At 72.4% G+C, this 19,153-nt stretch carries 17 protein-coding genes; 8 read left to right on the top strand and 9 right to left on the bottom strand.

Annotated features, from left to right (window positions below):
- Positions 1-8: 8 nt before the first annotated feature.
- The 9 genes from Csp2054_RS06795 to Csp2054_RS06750 all read right to left on the bottom strand — a co-directional run bounded on the left by Csp2054_RS06795 (position 9) and on the right by Csp2054_RS06750 (position 7,982).
- Positions 9-704, bottom strand: coding sequence for an enhanced serine sensitivity protein SseB (locus tag Csp2054_RS06795; protein WP_096898556.1), 696 nt, complete (start codon positions 702-704; stop codon positions 9-11).
- 10 nt (positions 705-714) lie between these two features.
- Positions 715-2,469, bottom strand: coding sequence for a putative T7SS-secreted protein (locus Csp2054_RS06790; RefSeq protein WP_411897141.1), 1,755 nt, complete (start codon positions 2,467-2,469; stop codon positions 715-717).
- 315 nt (positions 2,470-2,784) lie between these two features.
- Complete coding sequence (locus tag Csp2054_RS06780; RefSeq protein ID WP_096898553.1) at positions 2,785-3,387, bottom strand: FHA domain-containing protein; 603 nt, start codon at positions 3,385-3,387, stop codon at positions 2,785-2,787.
- Positions 3,387-3,995: a hypothetical protein gene (locus Csp2054_RS06775; RefSeq protein ID WP_141399163.1), complete on the bottom strand. Its 609-nt coding sequence runs from the start codon at positions 3,993-3,995 to the stop codon at positions 3,387-3,389. The genes Csp2054_RS06780 and Csp2054_RS06775 overlap by 1 nt, the downstream gene beginning before the upstream one ends.
- A 5-nt stretch (positions 3,996-4,000) precedes the next feature.
- Complete coding sequence (locus Csp2054_RS06770; protein WP_176491597.1) at positions 4,001-4,852, bottom strand: oxygenase MpaB family protein; 852 nt, start codon at positions 4,850-4,852, stop codon at positions 4,001-4,003.
- Positions 4,842-5,252: a hypothetical protein gene (locus tag Csp2054_RS17705; RefSeq protein WP_141399162.1), complete on the bottom strand. Its 411-nt coding sequence runs from the start codon at positions 5,250-5,252 to the stop codon at positions 4,842-4,844. Before Csp2054_RS17705 ends, Csp2054_RS06770 begins: the two co-directional genes overlap by 11 nt.
- 43 nt (positions 5,253-5,295) lie before the next feature.
- Positions 5,296-5,589, bottom strand: coding sequence for a hypothetical protein (locus Csp2054_RS06760; protein ID WP_096898549.1), 294 nt, complete (start codon positions 5,587-5,589; stop codon positions 5,296-5,298).
- Between the two features lie 43 nt (positions 5,590-5,632).
- A complete protein-coding gene (locus Csp2054_RS06755; RefSeq protein WP_096898548.1) occupies positions 5,633-6,085 on the bottom strand; it encodes an ester cyclase in 453 nt (150 codons plus the stop codon).
- Positions 6,086-6,350: 265 nt separating this feature from the next.
- The gene (locus tag Csp2054_RS06750) at positions 6,351-7,982 is read right to left on the bottom strand and encodes a RecQ family ATP-dependent DNA helicase (protein WP_096898648.1); all 1,632 of its coding nucleotides are present in this window, start codon (positions 7,980-7,982) and stop codon (positions 6,351-6,353) included.
- Positions 7,983-8,234: 252 nt separating this feature from the next.
- On the opposite strand from Csp2054_RS06750, the gene sucC reads away from it, so the two are divergent.
- The 8 genes from sucC to Csp2054_RS06715 all read left to right on the top strand — a co-directional run bounded on the left by sucC (position 8,235) and on the right by Csp2054_RS06715 (position 19,125).
- Positions 8,235-9,404 (top strand): ADP-forming succinate--CoA ligase subunit beta, encoded by a 1,170-nt coding sequence (gene sucC / locus Csp2054_RS06745; RefSeq protein WP_096898547.1) that lies wholly within the window; start codon positions 8,235-8,237, stop codon positions 9,402-9,404.
- 15 nt (positions 9,405-9,419) lie between these two features.
- The gene (sucD, locus tag Csp2054_RS06740) at positions 9,420-10,313 is read left to right on the top strand and encodes a succinate--CoA ligase subunit alpha (protein WP_096898546.1); all 894 of its coding nucleotides are present in this window, start codon (positions 9,420-9,422) and stop codon (positions 10,311-10,313) included.
- 104 nt (positions 10,314-10,417) lie between these two features.
- Positions 10,418-12,469, top strand: a complete 2,052-nt coding sequence (locus Csp2054_RS06735; protein ID WP_096898545.1) for a DUF6350 family protein — start codon at positions 10,418-10,420, stop codon at positions 12,467-12,469.
- A 31-nt stretch (positions 12,470-12,500) separates the two neighbouring features.
- Positions 12,501-13,094: a phosphoribosylglycinamide formyltransferase gene (gene purN / locus Csp2054_RS06730; protein ID WP_096898544.1), complete on the top strand. Its 594-nt coding sequence runs from the start codon at positions 12,501-12,503 to the stop codon at positions 13,092-13,094.
- Positions 13,091-14,710, top strand: coding sequence for a bifunctional phosphoribosylaminoimidazolecarboxamide formyltransferase/IMP cyclohydrolase (purH, locus tag Csp2054_RS06725; protein WP_096898543.1), 1,620 nt, complete (start codon positions 13,091-13,093; stop codon positions 14,708-14,710). Before purN ends, purH begins: the two co-directional genes overlap by 4 nt.
- A 161-nt stretch (positions 14,711-14,871) precedes the next feature.
- Positions 14,872-15,030 (top strand): hypothetical protein, encoded by a 159-nt coding sequence (locus tag Csp2054_RS18040; RefSeq protein ID WP_176491596.1) that lies wholly within the window; start codon positions 14,872-14,874, stop codon positions 15,028-15,030.
- Positions 15,031-15,382: 352 nt separating this feature from the next.
- Positions 15,383-17,206 carry an ABC transporter ATP-binding protein gene (locus tag Csp2054_RS06720; protein ID WP_096898542.1) on the top strand — a complete coding sequence of 608 codons (1,824 nt, stop codon included), beginning with the start codon at positions 15,383-15,385 and terminating at the stop codon, positions 17,204-17,206.
- Between the two features lie 110 nt (positions 17,207-17,316).
- Positions 17,317-19,125 (top strand): ABC transporter ATP-binding protein, encoded by a 1,809-nt coding sequence (locus tag Csp2054_RS06715; RefSeq protein WP_096898647.1) that lies wholly within the window; start codon positions 17,317-17,319, stop codon positions 19,123-19,125.
- Positions 19,126-19,153 lie beyond the last annotated feature (28 nt).

Here is a 19,153-nt window from a genome sequence, read left to right as displayed (position 1 = left end):
CACCACGCTCAGGCGCTCTCGTAGAAAGGCTCAGCCTCGTCCTGCATCCAGGTGGTGAACTCGTCGCGGTCGTTCGTGAAGACCGCGTCCACGGAGAATCCGGTCTCGTGGTCCCGCGCGGCCTGCCCGATCGTGTCGACCGCGGCTCGCCGGGTGTCCGGGCTGTCGGGGTCGAGGTCGACCCCGATGACGAGTCCGGGCTGCTGGTCGCCCACCGAGGCCCACGCACGACGTGCTGCGTGGACGGCGGGGACCTGGCGCAATCGAGACGCGAGCGCCTCGAGGAACGCAGTCGGCTCCGCCGCGGGGTGGCCGATCCGGATCCGGGTGCCGGCCGTCAGTCGCGTCGAGCCCTCGGCAGCCTGACGCAGGGTCTCGGCGTGGACGGGGAGACCGAGGTCACCGCCGGGGTTGACGGCGAACCCGACGTGGTCCGGGACGGCGCCGAGGAGGGTACGGGCGGGGACGGTGTCGAGTTCACCGGCCGCCGAGGCAGCGGACGCCTGGTCGGTGGAGGTGAACACCGTGACGTACGCGCGGTTGTCGATCGAGAGGACGTCGAGCGAACGTCCGCCATCGGGCGTGGGCACCGTCGGCACGACGAGGTCCGAGTCGAGGAGCCGATCGAGGAACGAGCTGATCCCCGTCTCGTTCCGGCTCGCCGCGAGCAGGACTTGTTCCAGGTCGTTCGTGGGGAAGGTCACGGGTCCTCGATCAGCGGCCGGTGACCGGCAGGGTGGCCGGTCGGTTCAGGGCATCATCCCATGGCAGGCCGAGGCGCTTGGCGGCCTCTTCTTGGGTGCCGAAGGCGTTGCGCGGCAGGTAGACCTGCTCCTTGCCGCCGGGCGTCTGCTGGAAGGCGTTGCCGTAAAGCGTCTGGTCGGTCTCGTGGTTCCACGACATCGACGACTGCGGTGCGGCGGGACCTTCGTAGACACGGGTGCCGACGGGCATGTCCGCCTTGAGGTACTGGTCGGCCTGCGGGAGAGGCGTGTTGATGCCCGGCGTGTTCGGATCGGCGTTCCACTCGGGCCGCAGGGCGAACTCCTGCTGGGTCGCGAAGGGTCCCGTTGGCTCGGTCTTCCCCCAGAACTCGCCGATCGGGTACCGCGAACCGCTGTTGACGCTGCGGTAGAGCGTGGTCTCGCGGTTGGTGACGAGGACCTCGCTGTAGGTGCTCGACCGGAAGGTGTCCGCCGTGTTCGCGACCTCGCCGCTGAGCGGCCCCCGCTCGACGGGCGTCCATCGGTGCACGACGATGTTGCCCTGGTCGGTGAACTGCCCGCCGCGCAGCCGATGGATCGTGGTGCGAGCCGCGAGGTAGGCGTCTTGGAACCGATCGGAACGAGCAGCGCTCAGGGCGAATCCGTCAACCTTCTGCCCGAACCGGTAAGCAGCCCGGCTCGCGGCCGAACCAGCGATTCGGGAAGCTCCGCCCGCGAGTGTCCGGACGACCCGGACCGCGCGGAGCGATCCGACCGCTTCCACCGACCTGGCGATGGCGGTTGCTGCCCGCGTTCCCTTGAGCGCGGCCGCCGCAGCACCGCCTGCGGGCACACAGTCGAGGAGGGCGAAGGCGAGGTCCCATCCGTCGGCTTTGCCCTGGCTCATCTTGTACAACGTGTCGGCGAGGACCACGAGTGCGATCGCGGCGATGACCAGGGTCCATGGTCCGGGGATGATCATCGCGATGATCCCGCCGACGGCGACGACGACCTTCGCGACCGACACGATCGTCTCCCACGTTTCGGAGCCGAACACCTTGTCCCAGAACGACTGCTTCCCCAGCCCCGCGTCGGCGGCGTCACCGATCTTCGTCGCGGTCCGCCGCTCTGCGTCTTCCCAGTCACCCTTCGCGTCGGCGACGAGGCGTTTCGCGGCATCGATCCGGGACTGCGCCGCGGCGATGTCCCCCTGCGCACTCGACACGGAGCCCTGTGCGACGGACGTGTTGTCGGTCGCTGCCCGCAACTGCGCCGGCGTGGGCACGTCCACCCCGTCGGGCACGTCGGAGCCGGCCGGGTACCGGTCCGCGACCTGCGACAACGACCGGGCGGCGCTCTGGTAGTGGGTCAGGGTCGCTTGCGCGTCCGACAGCCGGTCCTGCGCGGCGGTGAGGTCACCGGCGGCGTCCTTCGCGTCCGCCAACGCACCATCGGCACGGTACTGGGTGTCATCGACCACGTCTGCCCACCCCGACAACGCCGACGCGGCCAACGCGTAACTGTCGACGAGTTTGGACAGGTCCGACGGGGTGTCCTGGATCGCGTCGACGAACACGTCCGCCGCCTCGCCCTCCCAGTCGGTCAACCACCCCGACCCCTTCACCGAGTTCAACCGGGTCGACGCGTCGGAGGCGGCGTCGGAGATGCGCTGGTACTCCCGACTCATCATCCGGATCGTCGCCGGGTCCCCCTTGACCGGGTCACCACCCTGATCGACCACATCCCACCCAGACGGCCGCACCATCATCCCTCCCCAGGTCTCGATGCGATGCGAGCCTAGCAGCCCGACATATCAGCCGGACACGATGGCGACCATCTTCATCCACACGATCCCCTCCCGCGTCTCCGGGCCGTACATCGTGTCTCGGACCTTCGTAGACCAGTGGCTCACCGACGTGGTCCGGCTGCGGGGGCACCCCTTCGCGGTACCGCTGACGCGGTCAGATCGCGTTGTCGGCACTGTCGGGGGCTTCCGCCAGGATCCGCTGACCGTGTTCGCTGAGCTGCGACTCGATGCTCGTGTTGAGTAGGCGTTCCTGGTCGGATCGTCCCCGAGTGATCAGCCGAGCTGCACCTCGTCCACCAGCCCGACCACCGGCTCCGCCCGCAGGGTGTGCCCGCCGAAGACCACGGTGTCCCCCGGCGCGACGACGGTGCGTTGAGCGGGGGCGAGCATGACCGCCGGGAACCCGGGGCGACGGAGCTCGGCTCCGTTCGCCGAGCCCGCGTCGAGGACCCAGAACGACCCCTCGGCTCCGAAGCCGAACTCGAGGTGCGTGCGGCTGAGCAGGCGTTCCGGATCGTCGAGGGCGATGACGTGGTCGTGCGCGCCCCCCGGGTGCGTGCTCGCCGGGTCGCGGCCGATGAGGCCGGAGCCCGACACCGTGACCCGCCGCTCGTCGTCGAGCACGAGGACCGCTCCGGGCCGCTGTCGTGCCGGCGCACCGCCCCGCCCGACCGCGGCCCCGCCGAGGGGCCGGCCGGGGAGCTGCGCGACGGTCGCCCGCACCCGGTCGGCGGACGCGCGCGGTGCCGGGGGCGGTGTGGTGACCACGCGGGCGAGTTCGCCACGTTCGGCCATCCGGGCGAGGTCGGCCTCGGTGACGTGCTCGACGACGGGCTCGGCGGGCTTCCGACGGCGGCGGAACGGCCAGATGCGCATCAGCGGACTCCGTCGGACCCGGCAGCCGAGTCGAGCAGTTCGAAGGTGTCGGTCACGGTCTCGAACAGCTCGAGCAGCGGCTCGGCGAGGTCGGTCGCCGGGGAGGAGACGCTCACGAGGGCGACCTGGCCGTCGGCGGGGACGAACGTCTGCATGAGCACGACGTCGAAGGAACCGCGGTCGTCCGGCGCCTGCACGGTCGAGGTCCCCCACACCCGCGGGACGCGTCCCGCCCTGGGGAGGTCGTGCACGTCGACGTGCATGCCCGCGTCGTTCCCGCCGAGCGCAGCGACGTGGTCGATCAGGGAGCCGGTCGGGTCGTCCTGGTCGCCGGGTGCGGGGAGCACCGTCACCGTCAGGGCACCGGAGACGACGCCGTCCTCGCTCGGTTCCGCGAACGCTGCGCAGTACCGCGCACCGCTGTCCCACGCGGAACGGGCGAACCGCCGCAGGACGCGGACGATCTCGGTGCGGTGGTCCCAGAGCTCGCGGTGTTCGGCGATGCGGTCCTGGACGAGGGTGCTGATGCGGTCGTCGCGGCGGTCGGGCTCGACCGGCAGCTCGAACCAGGACCGCGGGACCGTGATGGCGAAGTGGTCGACCGGCATGCCCGTCACCGTACCGTGTGGTGCTTCCCCGCCGCCCGCCGCATCGCCCGCACCAGCAGCGGCCCGGGCAACCGGAGGAGCACCCCCGGCACGACCCGTCGCACCGCGCGGAGCCGACGGACGGCACGTTCGTACCGCCGACGTTCGCGCGGCCCCCACGCGAACCCGTACTCGGCACGGAGCCGATCGGGCAGCATCCCGACGGTGACGACCCGCACGAGCGGCATCGCGACCCGCACCCACCACGGCGCGGCGCGCGGGTGCAGGAGGTCACGCACGACCCCGCGGGCGTCGTCGGTCACGGTCAGCCGGTCGAGCGACTCCGACCAGTACCGGTCGAACGCGGCGACGGACCCGGGCCACCGCGACGGCGGCACGCGGAGCGCGGTCCCGATGGGGGCGTAGGCGGCGAGGACCTCCTCGGCACGGTCGCCGAACCGCTCCGCGCCGAAGCGCCGGTGCGCCAGTCGGGCCGAGTCGAACAGGGTCGCCGCGACCCAGAGCTGTCGGTCGACGTCGTCGGCACCCGCGACGGGCACGTGCGCGCGATCGACGAACGCGGCGGCGAGGGCGGCGTCCGCGGGCGTCCCGGAGACGACGGCGGAGACGAAGGCGAGCGTGTGCGCGAGCCGCTGCTGCGGCCGCCGCGCGAAGTCGGAGTGGCGTCGGACGCCCGCGGCGACGACGGGGTCGGCGATCTGCAGCAGGATGGCGCGGCCGCCGGCCGCGACCGGGGTGCTGTCGGCGAGCAGGTCGCGCAGTTCGCGGTCGCGACCAGCGGTCGGACGGGAGGCGCGGTGCGGGTCGTGCGCCGTGCCTCCCGTCCGACCGGGACGGACGTGGCGCTCAGCGCTCACGCCGGGACCGACGCGCCCGCGCGCGGGCCGCCGCCACATCCGCCCAGACCGCCGCACCGAGCGCGACGGTGCCGAGGGCGAGCGCCCCCACGAGGAACCCCGAGCTGCCGACCTCGCCCTGCGCTGCCGTGAGGAGTGCGACGACGAGCCAGACGGCCGGCAGCGGCCACACCGCGCCGGAGCCGCCGACCACCGCGGCCAGCACCCCGGCGACGAGCAGTACGACCCACCCCGCGTTCGTCGCCGTGCAGCCGGGCCCCGCGGTCTGCGGCCCGCAGGCCGTCAGGCCCGAGCGGACGCCGGTGTGCGCCGCGGACGCGATCAGCAGGAGGCCGGCGACCGCCAGGAGCCGTGCCGCGCCGGGGTACCGACGCAGATGCTGCCGGAGCCGGGTGATCACGCTGCGATGCTAGCGAGTGCATCCCCTCGTGCACGGTCTGGCGTCAGAGCGGCTTGGTGCCGAGGTCGTCGCCGAGGTCCGGGTGGTCCTCGTCGCCGTCGTGCTCCCACAGGTCGGGCGATCCCTCTGCGGGCGCGCCGCCGGTCGGGCCGTCGTCGGTACCGTCGCCCGGCTGGGGCTCGACGGTCTCGCCCGCGACGGCGTCGTTCGTGACGGTCTCGAGGGACTCCTCGCGCTCGTCCACCTCGTAGGGGCCGGTGTGCTCGGTGTCCACGTCGTCGCCGCGCAAGCCCTCGGTGTCGAAGCCGTCGTTCGGGGTGGTGCCGGGGTCGCTCATGGTGTTCCTCTCGTCGTGTGGGTGTCCTGTCTACGCGCCACGCCTAGGCGGACACGAAGCGGACGTCGCCGTGGTCGTCGCTCGACGCGTCGTCGAGCCCGAGCTGCTGCGCGAGACCCTGCTCGTCGGTCGCTCCCCAGCGCTCGACGATCTTGCCGTCGCGGAACTTCGCGACCTGGATGCCGCGGACCTCGAACGACTTCCCGGTGGGCTCGTGTCCCTGGAACGGCCCGGTGTGGGTGCCGCGGATCGTGAACACCGCGGTGACGAAGTCGTCGGTGACGACCAGCGGGTCCGGGGTCAGCTCGAGGTCCGGGAACGCCGTCGTGAAGTCCTGCCAGAAGTCGACGATGCCGGCGAGCCCGGGGGCCTGGTCGGGCGCCGGGTCGTGGTCGACGACGTCCTCCGCCCAGACCTCGCCGAAGCGGTCGAACGCGCGGTCCTGGATGATGCCGCCGAGGCGTTCCTGTGCGGCCTGGTTGACGTCGGTGCTCATGTGGTGTTCCTCTCGTCGTGGTCCTCCTGCGTACGCGACGGCCGTCGGAGGAACGGGACGGTACGGGGGACAGGTGTCCGGTGCGCGCACCGGACCGGCCTGGAGGCACGGGGAGCGGCCCGGGTTCGGGTCGCGTTCACCCCATGGTCACCTCCGCGACACGACGCCGGTGCATGCTCTGGCGTGCTCGGGGGAGTGGAGCGCGGTCGCCGACGGGTGGTCGAGCGGCCGCGCCTTCCCCCGCCCGAGCGACGAGAGCCGGGCGTCAGACGCGCTCGAGCAGGTGGCGCTCCTCGACGTCCGCGATGCCGAGGGTCCTGTACCCCGCGGACTCGAAGAACACCGTCACGCGGTCGTCCTCGGTGCTCATCACGGTGCCGCGGCCCCACGTGGCGTGCTCGACGGCCGACTCCGGCGGCCAGACGTCGTCGTGCGCCCCGTCGGCGCCGTGCGCGGCGTCCTCGTAGGCGGTGCCGGACGTGCACGTGTCGCAGTTGCCGCACGGCTCCGCGAGCTCGTCGCCGAAGTACCCGAGGAGGAACTGGCGACGGCACCCGAGCGTCTCGGCGAACCGGCGCATCATCGCGATGCGGGACTGCTCGACCTCCTCACGCTGGTCGGCACGCTCCGACGCCGCCTTCGCTGCCGCGGCCGCGCTGGTGGGCCCGCCGTCGACCCGCGCCAACCCGTCGGGTCCGTCGTCGAGCGCACCCGCCTCGACCAGGGTGTTCGCGGCGCGGGCTGCCGTGCGGGACGACAGGCCCGACGCGTCCGCGACGGCCGAGCGGGGGATCGACCCGGTCGTGGGCACGGCGTCGAACACGGCGCGCAGTGACGCGGGCCTCGGGGTCCCGGAGGCGAAGAAGCGGCGGAGGCCGAGGTCCTCGGAGCGGTAGTGCAGCGTCGCGGTGGCCGGCTGGCCGTCACGTCCGGCACGACCGATCTCCTGGTAGTGGGCGTCGACGGACTCGGCGACGTCGGCGTGCAGGACGAAGCGGACGTCGGGCTTGTCGATGCCCATGCCGAACGCACTCGTCGCGACCACGACGTCGAGCTCGCCGTCGTGGAAGGCGTGCAGCACGGCCTCGCGGTCCTTCACCCGCATGCCGGCGTGGTACGGCCGGGCGTCCTTGCCCCGCGCGCGGAGAGCGTCGGCGTACTCGTCGGTCTCGCGACGGGTGGCGACGTACACGATGCCGGTGCCGGTCGCCGCGGCTGCCTGCTCGACGACGGCCGAGCGCTTGTCGTCGGCGTCGGCGTACCGCTCGACCTCGATGCGGATGCCGGGGCGGTCGAAGCCCGCGGCCAGCACCACCGGGTCCCGCATGCCGAGCCGGGCGATGACGTCGTCACGGACCGGAGCCGAGCCGGTCGCCGTCAGGGCGAGGACCGGCGGACGCCCGAGGCGCTCGGCAGCCTCACCGAGCGCGAGGTACGCGGGACGGAAGTCGTGCCCCCACGACGACACGCAGTGCGCCTCGTCGACCGTGAGGAGCGCGACGCCGGCGTCGGCGAGGCGTTCGACGACCTCGTCCTTCGCGAGCTGTTCCGGCGCGAGGAACACGTAGCGGACGTCCCCGGCGGCGATGGCGTCCCACGCGTCGGCGACTTCGGACGCCGAGACGGTCGCGTTGATCGTCACGGCGGCCGGCGCGTCCGGGTGCGACCGCAGCCCGACGACCTGGTCCTGCTGCAGCGACACCAGCGGCGACACCACGACGACCAGCCCGTCCAGGGCGAGGCCGGCGACCTGGTAGATCGCGGACTTGCCCGAGCCGGTCGGCATCAGCGCCAGGGCGTCACGGCCGCGGAGCACGGCGTCGATGACCGTTGCCTGGGCGTCTCGGAGGTCCCAGCCGAAGACGTCGGCGGCGCGGGTACGGAGTGCGGTGTCCATCGCGTCCACCGTGCCGGAGCGGTCCTGGGGGCACCTGCGGCAGTGCGCGCTGCGGCCAGCGCGCACCAGGGGCGATCCGTGCCTCCCGGTCGACCGCCAGTGAGCGGTCCGCACCCGCGCGCACCGCGCGTCCACCTGCCGGCGCTAGGCTGACCCGCGGCCGTTGTCTCGACATCGAGCGACCCTCGATGTGGAGTGTGGCAACCAGGTGACCGATGCCGATCGCACGGAACGTGCGGGAAGAAGAACAGCGTGGATCTTTTCGAGTACCAGGCCAGGGACCTCTTCGAGTCCTACGGCGTCCCCGTCCTCCAGGGGATCATCGCCGACACCCCTGAGGAGGCGAAGGCAGCGGCCGAGAAGATCGGCGGCGTGGTCGTCGTCAAGGCGCAGGTGAAGGTCGGCGGTCGCGGCAAGGCCGGCGGCGTCAAGGTCGCGAAGACCCCGGACGAGGCGTACGAGCACGCGCAGGCGATCCTCGGCCTCGACATCAAGGGCCACACCGTCCAGCGCGTGATGATCGCCCAGGGTGCGGACATCGCCGAGGAGTTCTACTTCTCCGTGCTGCTCGACCGGGCGAACCGCTCCTACCTGAGCCTCGTGAGCGTCGAGGGCGGCATGGAGATCGAGCAGCTCGCCGTCGAGAAGCCCGAGGCACTGGCCCGGGTCGAGGTGAACCCGCTGACCGGCATCAACCAGGAGGCGGGCGAGGACATCGCACGCCAGGCCGGCTTCCCGGACGACCTCGTCCCGCAGGTCGCCGCCGTCTTCGCGAAGCTCTACGACGTCTTCGCCGGCGAGGACGCCACCCTGGTCGAGGTCAACCCCCTCGTCCGCACCGGCGACGGCCAGATCCTCGCGCTCGACGGCAAGGTCTCGCTCGACGACAACGCCGAGTTCCGCCACGAGGGCCACGCGCAGCTCGAGGACACCGCCAGCGAGGACCCGCTCGAGGCCAAGGCGAAGCAGCACGGCCTCAACTACGTCAAGCTCGACGGCGAGGTCGGCGTCATCGGCAACGGCGCCGGACTCGTCATGTCGACGCTCGACGTCGTCGCCTACGCCGGTGAGCGCCACGGCGGCGTGAAGCCCGCGAACTTCCTCGACATCGGTGGCGGCGCCTCGGCCGAGGTCATGGCGAACGGCCTCGACGTCATCCTCGGCGACCCGCAGGTGAAGAGCGTCTTCGTGAACGTCTTCGGCGGCATCACCGCCTGCGACGCCGTCGCGAACGGCATCGTCGCCGCGCTCGGCATCCTCGGCGACTCGGCGACCAAGCCGCTCGTCGTGCGCCTCGACGGCAACAACGTGGACGAGGGTCGCCGGATCCTGGCGGAGGCGGCACACCCGCTCGTCACCGTCGCCGCGACCATGGACGATGCGGCCGAGAAGGCCGCCGAGCTCGCCGCGGCCGCGGCGTAAGGAGCCTGCAGAACAATGTCGATCTTCCTCATCAAGGACTCGAAGGTCATCGTCCAGGGCATCACCGGCGGCGAGGGCACGAAGCACACCGCGCTCATGCTCAAGGCCGGCACGAACGTCGTCGGCGGGGTCAACGCCCGCAAGGCCGGCACGACCGTCACGCACGGCGACGTCGAGCTCCCGGTCTTCGGGTCCGTCCGCGAGGCCGTGGACACCACCGGCGCCGACGTCTCGATCGTCTTCGTGCCGCCGGCGTTCGCGAAGGACGCCGTCATGGAGGCCATCGACGCCGAGGTCCCGCTCGTCGTCGTCATCACCGAGGGCATCCCCGTGCAGGACTCCGCGGAGTTCTGGGCGCACGCCAAGGCCCTCGGCGGGAAGACCCGGATCATCGGCCCGAACTGCCCCGGCATCATCACGCCGGGGGAGTCGCTCGTCGGCATCACCCCGGCGACGATCACGGGCAAGGGCCCGATCGGTCTCGTCTCGAAGTCGGGCACCCTGACCTACCAGATGATGTACGAGCTCCGTGACCTCGGCTTCTCGACCGCCATCGGCATCGGCGGCGACCCGGTCATCGGCACGACGCACATCGACGCGCTCGCCGCGTTCGAGGCCGACCCCGAGACCGAGGCCATCGTCATGATCGGCGAGATCGGTGGCGACGCCGAGGAGCGCGCCGCCGACTACATCAAGGCGCACGTCACGAAGCCGGTCGTCGGCTACGTCGCGGGCTTCACGGCGCCCGAGGGCAAGACCATGGGCCACGCGGGCGCGATCGTGTCGGGTTCCGCGGGCACGGCCGAGGCGAAGAAGCAGGCGCTCGAGGCCGCCGGGGTCAAGGTCGGCAAGACGCCGTCCGAGACCGCGGCGCTCCTGCGCGAGGTGGTCGCCGCCGCGAAGGCGTAGCGGGTCCGTCGGACCGCGGGTCCGTCGACACGGTCGGGAGGCACGGTGCGGGTTCGCGCCGTGCCTCCCGTCGTTCCCGCCCCACGGCACGTACCCTGGCCCGGATGAACCGCCTGGGAACCGCCGTGCTCGCCGCGATCGAGGGGATCGTGACGGTCGGCGTGGGCGTCGGGATCGCGCTCGTGCCGCTCACGCTCCTGTGGGGCTTCGAGTACGGGCTGCAGGTCGACTGGGACGTCTTCTGGAAGGCGACCGGCAGCGTGTGGCTCGTCGGGCACGGGGTCGACGTCACGTTCGTGCTCGGTTCCGCCACCGCGAAGGCGTCCGGGGTGAGTGGGGCGTCCGCACCGATCCACGTCACGGTCGCGGCGCTCGGGTTCGCGATCGTCACCGCCTGGCTCGGGGCCCGTGCCGGGCGCCGGTTCGCCGAGACCGCGCACCGCACCACCGGCGTGCTCGTCGGCACCGCGGTCGTGGCCGTCCTCGGCCTCCTGATCGCCCTGTCGTCCACGTCGACGGCCACGCAGCCGAGCACGTGGCAGGCCGTCGTGCTCCCCGCGCTGTGGTTCGGCATCCCCGCCTTCGCCGCCTCCGAGCTGTGCCGCGTGCGGCGGATGCTCCCGGCGGACGCGGTGTCGCAGCGGGCGATCGACCTCGTGCAGCGCATCCCCGCGGTGTGGCGTGCGGTCATCGCGTTCGGGCTCCGCGCCGGGACGGCCGTCACCGCCGTGGTGGTCGGGATCGCCGGTGTCGTCGTCGCCTTCCTGCTGTTCGGGTCCTTCGCCGAGGTCATCACCCTCTACGAGCGCTCGCACGCCGGTGTCGTCGGGGGCGTCGCCCTGACCGTCGGCCAGCTCGCGTTCGTCCCGGACCTCGTGGGGTGGGCGACCGCGTGGCTCGTCGGACCCGGCTTCGCGATCGGGACCGGGTCGAGCGTCTCGCCGATCGGCACAGCGCTCGGTCCGATCCCCGGGCTACCGGTGTTCGGCGCGCTGCCCGCGTCCGGGCACACCTTCGGCCTCGTCTGGGTCTTGGTGCCCGTCGTCGCCGGGTTCGCGGTCGCCGGCATGCTCCGGCCCCGGCTCGTGCGTGCGCTCGGCGCGCAGGACTCGGCGCTGTACCGGGCGCTCGGCGGCGTGGCGGCCGGCGTCGTCGCCGGGGTGCTGACCGGAGGGGTCGCATGGCTGTCCTCCGGGTCCTTCGGACCGGGACGGCTCGCCGACGTCGGGCCGGACGGACTGGTCGTGGGCCTCGTCGCCGCGCTCGAGGTCGGCGTCCCGGCCGCGGTGGCGCTCGCGATCGGGAGCGACCTGGTGCGCCTGCCCGCGCGACGTGAGCGGTGGACCGAGACCGAGGACGACCCGGTCGAGCCCGAGGAGTCGCTGCTGGCGGCCCTCGACCGCGCCGGAGCCGTGCGGAGCACCGACAGCCACCGGTTCGTGGTCCGCGAGACCCACGGAGCTCACGGAGTCCCCGGCGAGCCCGACGAGCACAGCAAGCACGACGAGCACGACGAGCACCACGAGCACGCCGAGCACGCCGAGCACCTCCGCGTGGCCGGCGCCGGACCGTCCGCCCTGACCGAGCCGATCACCGACGACGATGCCGCCGCAGACGCGCCGCCCGCGCGCCGGACCGGCCTGGCGGAGCCGAGCCGTGCCTCCCGGTCGGCCGCCGATGCGCAGCACCCAGCCGGCCCCGACGCAGCCGCAGCCGCAGCCGCAGCCGCATCCGACCCCGACGCCGACGTCGCCCTGCCGGACTGGGCCCGCACCGACGCCGTGGCCAGCGAGCGCGTCACGCCGACACCCGCAGCGGGCCCGCAGCGCGCGCGCACCGCTCTGAGGGACCGGCTCCGCGACGCCGCGGGCGACGTGCGCGACCGGGCCGGGGCCCTCCGCGACCGCGTGACCGGCGCCGACGCCGAGGCGCAGCGGCGCCCCGTCGACGACGAGCCGCTCCCGACGGCGCCCGGTACCGAGCCGCAGCCCGCGTTCCCGTGGAGCACCGAGGAGTTCGTGGCGGGTCGCGACGACGTCGACGACGACGCGGCGACGGCTCCCGCCGCCTCGGCACCGGCCCGTCCGGGATGGGACGCGACCGACCAGATCCCCGAGGACGAACTGCCCTGGTGGCGGCGGCCGAAGTCGGAGTAGTGCGCCCCGACGCCCCGCTAGGCTGGACACCGTGCTCGAACTGGTCGTCCTGATCTCCGGTACCGGGTCGAACCTCCGAGCGCTGCTCGAGGCGACCACGGACGCCGAGTACCCCGCCCGCGTCGTCGCGATCGGGGCCGACCGCGACGCCGAGGGACTCGGCCTCGGCGAGGAGTTCTCGATCCCCACGTTCACGGTGCCGTACTCCCGCTACGCCAGCCGTGCCGAGTGGGGCGCCGCGCTCGCCGAGCAGATCCGCCCGTGGACGCCCGACCTCCTCGTGCTCTCCGGGCTGATGCGGCTGCTGCCGCCGGCCGTGGTCGCCGAGTTCTCCCCGGCGATCATCAACACCCACCCGGCGTACCTGCCCGAGTTCCCCGGCGCCCACGGCGTGCGGGACGCCCTCGCTGCCGGAGTGACGGAGACCGGCGCGAGCGTCATCGCGGTCGACGACGGCGTCGACTCGGGTCCGATCCTCGCCCAGGAGCGCGTCCCGGTGCTGCCGGGCGACACCGAGTCGACGCTGCACGACCGCATCAAGCCGGTCGAGCGCCGCCTCCTCATCCAGACCGTCCTCGACATCGCCAACGGCACCATCGACCTGAAGGGTTCACCGACCACATGAGCGTGCACGCCGCCGACCCCGCCCTGTACCGCGACCGCGACGTGGTGCCCGTGCGCCGCGCACTCGTCTCGGTGTCCGACAAGTCCGGCCTGCTGGAGCTCGCCGGGGCGCTCGCCGAGTCCGGGGTCGAGATCGTGTCGACGGGTTCGACCGCACAGACGATCCGCGACGCGGGCTTCGCGGTGACGGACGTCTCGAGCGTGACCGGGTTCCCGGAGTCCCTCGACGGTCGGGTGAAGACCCTGCACCCGTCGGTGCACGCGGGCCTCCTCGCCGACCTGCGGCTCGAGTCGCACGAGCAGCAGCTCGCCGAGCTCGGCATCGAGGCCTTCCAGCTCGTCGTCGTGAACCTCTACCCGTTCGTCGAGACCGTGGCGTCCGGTGCCGACGCCGCGACGGTGGTCGAGAACGTCGACATCGGCGGGCCGGCGATGGTCCGCGCGTCGGCGAAGAACCACCCGAACGTGGCGATCGTCGTGTCGCCGTCGTCCTACGCCGAGGTCGTCGAGGCCGTCCGTGCGGGCGGGACGACGCTCGAGCTGCGGAAGCGCCTGGCGGCGCAGGCGTTCGCGCACACGGCCGCGTACGACACCGCGGTGGCGTCGTACTTCGCCTCCGACGTCGTCGGGGCCGCAGCCGCCGACCAGGAGGCCCGTGCGGACTTCCCGGAGCGCCTCACGCTCGACGGGGGGCTGGCCTCGACCCTCCGCTACGGCGAGAACGCGCACCAGCGTGCGGCGCTGTACCGCTCCGAGCACGGCACCGGCATCGCGCAGGCGACGCAGCTGCACGGCAAGGAGATGTCGTACAACAACTACGTCGACGCTGACGCGGCGGTCCGGGCGGCCTACGACTTCACCGAGCCCGCCGTCGCGGTCATCAAGCACGCGAACCCCTGCGGCATCGCGGTCGCCCCGACCGACGCGTCGGACCCGATCGCCTCCGCCCACGCCGCCGCGCACGCCTGCGACCCGCTGTCGGCGTTCGGCGGTGTCATCGCGGCGAACCGTCCGGTGACGCTCGGGATGGCCGAGACCGTCGCCGACATCTTCACCGAGGTCGTCGTGGCGCCGGCGTTCGACCCCGAGGCGCTCGAGGTCCTGTCGCGCAAGAAGAACATCCGCCTCGTCCAGCTGCCCGCCGACTTCGCCCTCGCGCCGCAGGAGGTCAAGCAGGTGTCCGGCGGCTTCCTCGTGCAGGACGCCGACCGCTTCGACGGCTTCGACCAGTCCACGTGGACGCTGGTGTCCGGCGAACCCGCCGACGAGCAGACCCTGGCCGACCTGGCGTTCGCGTGGAAGGCGTGCCGCGCGGTGAAGTCGAACGCGATCCTGCTGGCGAACGCCGGCGCGAGCGTCGGTGTCGGCATGGGCCAGGTCAACCGCGTCGACTCGTGCCACCTGGCCGTCGACCGGGCCGGGGACCGCGCTGCCGGATCGGTCGCCGCGTCGGACGCGTTCTTCCCGTTCGCGGACGGCCTGCAGGTCCTGCTCGACGCCGGGGTCCGGGCGGTCGCCCAGCCCGGCGGGAGCATGCGCGACGACGAGGTCATCGCCGCGGCGAAGGCCGCCGGGGTCACGATGTACCTGACGGGTGAGCGCCACTTCTTCCACTGAGTCGAACAACCGGCAACTCCGGAAAACGCTTGCGCTCCATGATCGACTGTGAATAGTCTGTAAGGCTCCGCGACAGGCAGCCGACGACCCCCAGCAGGAGACTGTGCGGGACCGGCGGCGCGGCGGACACAACGGTGACGAAGACGACGACTGGAGTGACGATGCACACGACGACCCGGACCACGGCCATGGCAGCCCGTGCGGACCTCGTGCGCACCGTGGGGACCGCTCCCGACGCACGACCGCGCATCGCACCCGCGGCCGTCGCGCCGTACCCGTTCGCGGGTACGCCCGTCGGCACGGCACCGCTGTCCGCGTAGGGCTGCTCCCACAGCCAGCGACGAGCCGCCGGGACCCCGGCGACGACGAGCACGCGACGAGCCGCCGGGACACCACCGGCGACGACGAGCACGGGCGCACGCGAGCCCACGCCTGCACCCGGGGACGACCACGTCGCCCCCGGCGCACTCCGACCGACCCGACGCCGCACGACCAGCGGCGGTGGGCGGCCCCGACGCGGCACACCGGACCCACCGACCAGGTGGGGGCGGCCCGCGACCCGGCCACCCGCTCGGCCGACGACCACCACGCAACGGACACCGGGCCTCCAGGCCGGCAGCTGCGACCGCAGCGACCGCCCGGGGACCGGCACGACGCACGAGGACGCAACGCATGTCCAAGACGCCAGACCAGGCGCGCCCGTCCACCGACCGACCCTCGACCGTCCGCGCGATCGCGCGGATCCTCCCCTACGTGCGGCCCTACCAGGGGCGGCTCATCGGCGGCATGTTCGCCGCCATGGGCGCCTCGCTGGTGGCGCTCGCCATCCCCTACGTCCTGCAGTGGCTCGTCGACGGCCCGCTGTCCTCGAAGGACGCCGCACAGATCTGGCCGGCGGGCCTGGGCGTCCTGGCGCTCGGCGCGCTCGAGGCGTTCTTCATCGCCTCCCGTCGCCGGCTCGTGATGCGCCCGTCGACGCGCATCGAGACGAGCATGCGCAACGCCCTGTACGCGAAGCTGCAGGACCTGCCCGTCGCGTTCCACGACCGCTGGGAGTCCGGCCAGCTGCTGTCCCGCTCGGTGTCCGACCTGTCGCTCATCCGCCGGTGGCTGGCGTTCGGCGTCGTCCTGCTCGTGGTGAACATCGTCACGATCATCGTCGGCTTCGTCGTGCTGTTCACCTTCGGGTGGCTGCTCGGGCTGGTGTTCCTCGTCGCATCGATCCCGCTCTGGGTCAACGGCCTGCTGTTCGAGCGGAAGTACTCGGTCGTCGCACGGCGCAGCCAGGACCAGGTCGGTGACCTCGCCACGAGCGTCGAGCAGTCCGTGCACGGCATCCGCGTGCTCAAGGCGTTCGGCCGCGGCCGCTCGAAGCTCGACGAGTTCAGCGAGCAGGCGGAGGCGCTGCGCGGCACCGAGATCGAGAAGGCGAAGGCGATCGCGGGCATCTGGCTCTGGCTGCTGCTCGTGCCGGACGTCGCGTTCGCGCTCTGCCTGCTGGCGGGCATCTACCTGGCGAGCCAGGGCCAGCTCACAGTGGGTCAGCTCTTCGCGTTCTTCGCGACGGCGACGGTGCTGCGGTTCCCGATCGAGTCGATCGGCTTCCTGCTCTCGATGACGTTCGACACCCGTACGGCGGTCGACCGGTTCTTCGAGGTCATGGACTCCGAGAACACCATCCAGGACCCGCAGGAGCCGGAGACCATCGCCGAGCCGCACGGTGCGCTGTCCTTCAACGCGGTGCACTTCCGCTACCAGGACTCGCCCGCGCAGTACCCGGACCTGCTGAACGGCGTCGAGCTGCAGCTCCGGCCGGGCGAGACGATGGCACTCGTCGGGCTCACCGGCTGCGGCAAGACCACCCTGCTGTCGCTCGTGCCGCGGCTCTACGACGTGACCGGCGGATCGGTGACGATCGACGGGGTGGACATCCGCGACCTCACCCGGCAGGAGCTCCGGCGCCACGTCGGCGTCGCGTTCGAGGACGCCACGCTCTTCTCGACGTCGGTACGCGACAACGTGCTGCTCGGCCGGCCCGACCTGTCCGGTGACGAGGCCGACCGCGTGATGCGCGAGGCGCTCGAGATCGCGCAGGCGTCGTTCGTGGACGACCTGCCCGACGGCGTCGACACCCGCGTCGGCGAGGAGGGCCTGTCGCTCTCCGGCGGGCAGCGTCAGCGGCTGGCGCTCGCCCGGGCGATCGCCGCGCGGCCGTCGGTGCTCGTCCTCGACGACCCGCTGTCCGCGCTCGACGTCGACACCGAGGCCCGGGTCGAGGCCGGACTGCGCCGCGTCCTCGCCGAGACGACCTCGCTGATCGTCGCCCACCGCCCGTCCACCGTGACGCTCGCCGACCGCGTGGCGCTCATGGAGAACGGCCGGATCACCGCCGTCGGCACCCACTCGGAGCTGATGGCCACCAACGAGCACTACCGCTACGTCATCTCGTCGCTCGACGAGGACGACACCACCGCACGGAAGGCGGCGATGGCATGAGCCAGCAGGAACAGCAGCTGCCTGTCGAGACGTCCGGGCAGCCGGGAGGCGCGGCGTCCGTCCCGCAGGACGCCCCGGAAGCGCAGGCTTCCGCACCGATCACCGCGTCGATCACCACCCTCGGTGTGCGCGGGGAGGAGCGCGACGACTTCACGAAGGCCGAGAGCAAGCGCCTGCGGCGCCGGTCCCTCGCCCTGCTCGGGTCGCTCGCGGCTCCGCTCAAGGCGCGGCTCGTGCTGCTCGGGATCGTCGTCGTGGTCTCCACCGCGGGCACGGTCGCGGGTCCGGCGCTCATCGCGTGGGGCATCGACAACGCCCTGCCGGCGGTGCTCGACCGGAACGACTGGGTGCCGGCGTTCGGGGTCGTCGCGACGTACATCGTCGTGGCGATCGCGGGTGCGGTCCTCACCGCCTGGTACACGGTCCTGGCGGCGCGGATCAGCCAGGCGATCCTGTTCGACCTCCGCAAACGGGTGTTCCTGCACACGCAGCGGCTCTCGCTCGAGTTCCACGAGACCTACACGTCCGGGCGGATCATCTCGCGCCAGACGAGCGACCTCGACTCCATCCGCGAGCTGCTCGACTCCGGGCTGAACCAGCTCATCCAGGGCGTGCTGTACATGGTGTTCACCGCGATCGCCCTCGTCGCGCTCGACCCGACGTCCGGACTCGTGCTCGCGGTGTCCCTCGTGCCGCTGTGGTTCCTGATCCGCTGGTTCCAGTCGAACTCGCAGACGCTGTTCCGGGCCACCCGCGTCACCTCGGCGCGGGTGATCGTGCACTTCGTCGAGACGATGACGGGGATCCGGGCCGTCCAGGCGTTCCGCAAGGAGTCCCGCAACCGGGACGAGTACGGCGGGTACGTCGAGGACTACCGGGTGGCGAACACGAAGGTGTTCAACCTGTTCGGGACCTTCGACCCGGTGCTCGTGCTCATCGGGAACGTCACGCTCGCCGCGGTCGTGGTCGTCGGCGGCTTCCGGATCGTCGGCGGGTCGCTCGAGGTCGGTGCGCTGCTCGCGGTCGCGCTGTACGCCAAGCGCTTCTTCGACCCGGCGCAGGAGCTCGCGATGTTCTACAACGGGTACCAGTCGGCCTCGGCCGCGATGGAGAAGATCTCCGGGGTGCTCGAGGAGCGGCCGAGCGTCCCGGACCCCGTGAAGCCCGTGCACCTGCCGGACGCGTCCGGGCGGATGGACTTCGACGACGTCGAGTTCGCGTACAACGCGGACAAGGTCGTGCTGCCGGAGTTCGACCTGCACATCCCGGCCGGCCAGACGATCGCCCTCGTCGGGTCGACCGGTGCGGGGAAGTCGACGCTCGCCAAGCTCATGGCGCGCTTCTACGACCCGTCGCGGGGGTCCGTGCGGCTCGACGGTGTGGACCTGCGGGACCTCGACCCGAAGGACATGCGCCGCGCCATCGTCATGGTCACGCAGGAGGCGTACCTGTTCTCCGGGTCCGTCGCCGACAACATCGCGCTCGGGAAGCCCGGGGCATCGCGCGAGGAGGTCGAACGGGCGGCCCGGGCGGTCGGTGCGCACGAGTTCATCATGGCGCTGCCGGACGGGTACGACACCGACGTGAACAAGCGCGGCGGCCGGGTGAGTGCTGGGCAGCGTCAGCTGCTCTCCTTCGCACGGGCGTTCCTCGCCGACCCGAAGGTGCTCATCCTCGACGAGGCGACGGCGTCGCTCGACATCCCGTCGGAGCGGCTCGTGCAGGAGGGCCTCGAGACCCTGCTCGCCGACCGCACCGCGGTGATCATCGCGCACCGGTTGTCGACCGTGGCGATCGCCCACCGGGTGCTCGTGATGGAGCACGGACGGATCGTCGAGGACGGCACCCCGGCGGACCTCATCGCCGGCACCGGACGGTTCGCCCAGCTCCACGCGGCCTGGCGCGACTCGCTCGTGTGAGGGGCGGCCGGGTTGTACGTCGTGGTTG

Origin of the sequence: Curtobacterium sp. 'Ferrero', assembly GCF_002412165.1 — a bacterium.
Taxonomy (GTDB): Bacteria; Actinomycetota; Actinomycetes; order Actinomycetales; family Microbacteriaceae; genus Curtobacterium.
Note: the sequence above shows the minus strand (reverse complement) of the source record. Positions and strands in the feature narration are given on the sequence as shown.

What these genes read in the sequence shown, in the direction of transcription:
- Csp2054_RS06790 (WP_411897141.1), bottom strand. Translation starts at nt 2,469, where the DNA reads ATGGTGCGGCCGTCTGGGTGGGATGTGGTCGATCAGGGTGGTGACCCG.
- Csp2054_RS06780 (WP_096898553.1), bottom strand. Translation starts at nt 3,387, where the DNA reads ATGCGCATCTGGCCGTTCCGCCGCCGTCGGAAGCCCGCCGAGCCCGTC.
- Csp2054_RS06775 (WP_141399163.1), bottom strand. Translation starts at nt 3,995, where the DNA reads ATGCCGGTCGACCACTTCGCCATCACGGTCCCGCGGTCCTGGTTCGAG.
- Csp2054_RS06760 (WP_096898549.1), bottom strand. Translation starts at nt 5,589, where the DNA reads ATGAGCGACCCCGGCACCACCCCGAACGACGGCTTCGACACCGAGGGC.
- Csp2054_RS06755 (WP_096898548.1), bottom strand. Translation starts at nt 6,085, where the DNA reads ATGAGCACCGACGTCAACCAGGCCGCACAGGAACGCCTCGGCGGCATC.
- Csp2054_RS06750 (WP_096898648.1), bottom strand. Translation starts at nt 7,982, where the DNA reads ATGGACACCGCACTCCGTACCCGCGCCGCCGACGTCTTCGGCTGGGAC.
- sucD (WP_096898546.1), top strand. Translation starts at nt 9,420, where the DNA reads ATGTCGATCTTCCTCATCAAGGACTCGAAGGTCATCGTCCAGGGCATC.
- Csp2054_RS06735 (WP_096898545.1), top strand. Translation starts at nt 10,418, where the DNA reads ATGAACCGCCTGGGAACCGCCGTGCTCGCCGCGATCGAGGGGATCGTG.
- purH (WP_096898543.1), top strand. Translation starts at nt 13,091, where the DNA reads ATGAGCGTGCACGCCGCCGACCCCGCCCTGTACCGCGACCGCGACGTG.
- Csp2054_RS18040 (WP_176491596.1), top strand. Translation starts at nt 14,872, where the DNA reads ATGCACACGACGACCCGGACCACGGCCATGGCAGCCCGTGCGGACCTC.
- Csp2054_RS06720 (WP_096898542.1), top strand. Translation starts at nt 15,383, where the DNA reads ATGTCCAAGACGCCAGACCAGGCGCGCCCGTCCACCGACCGACCCTCG.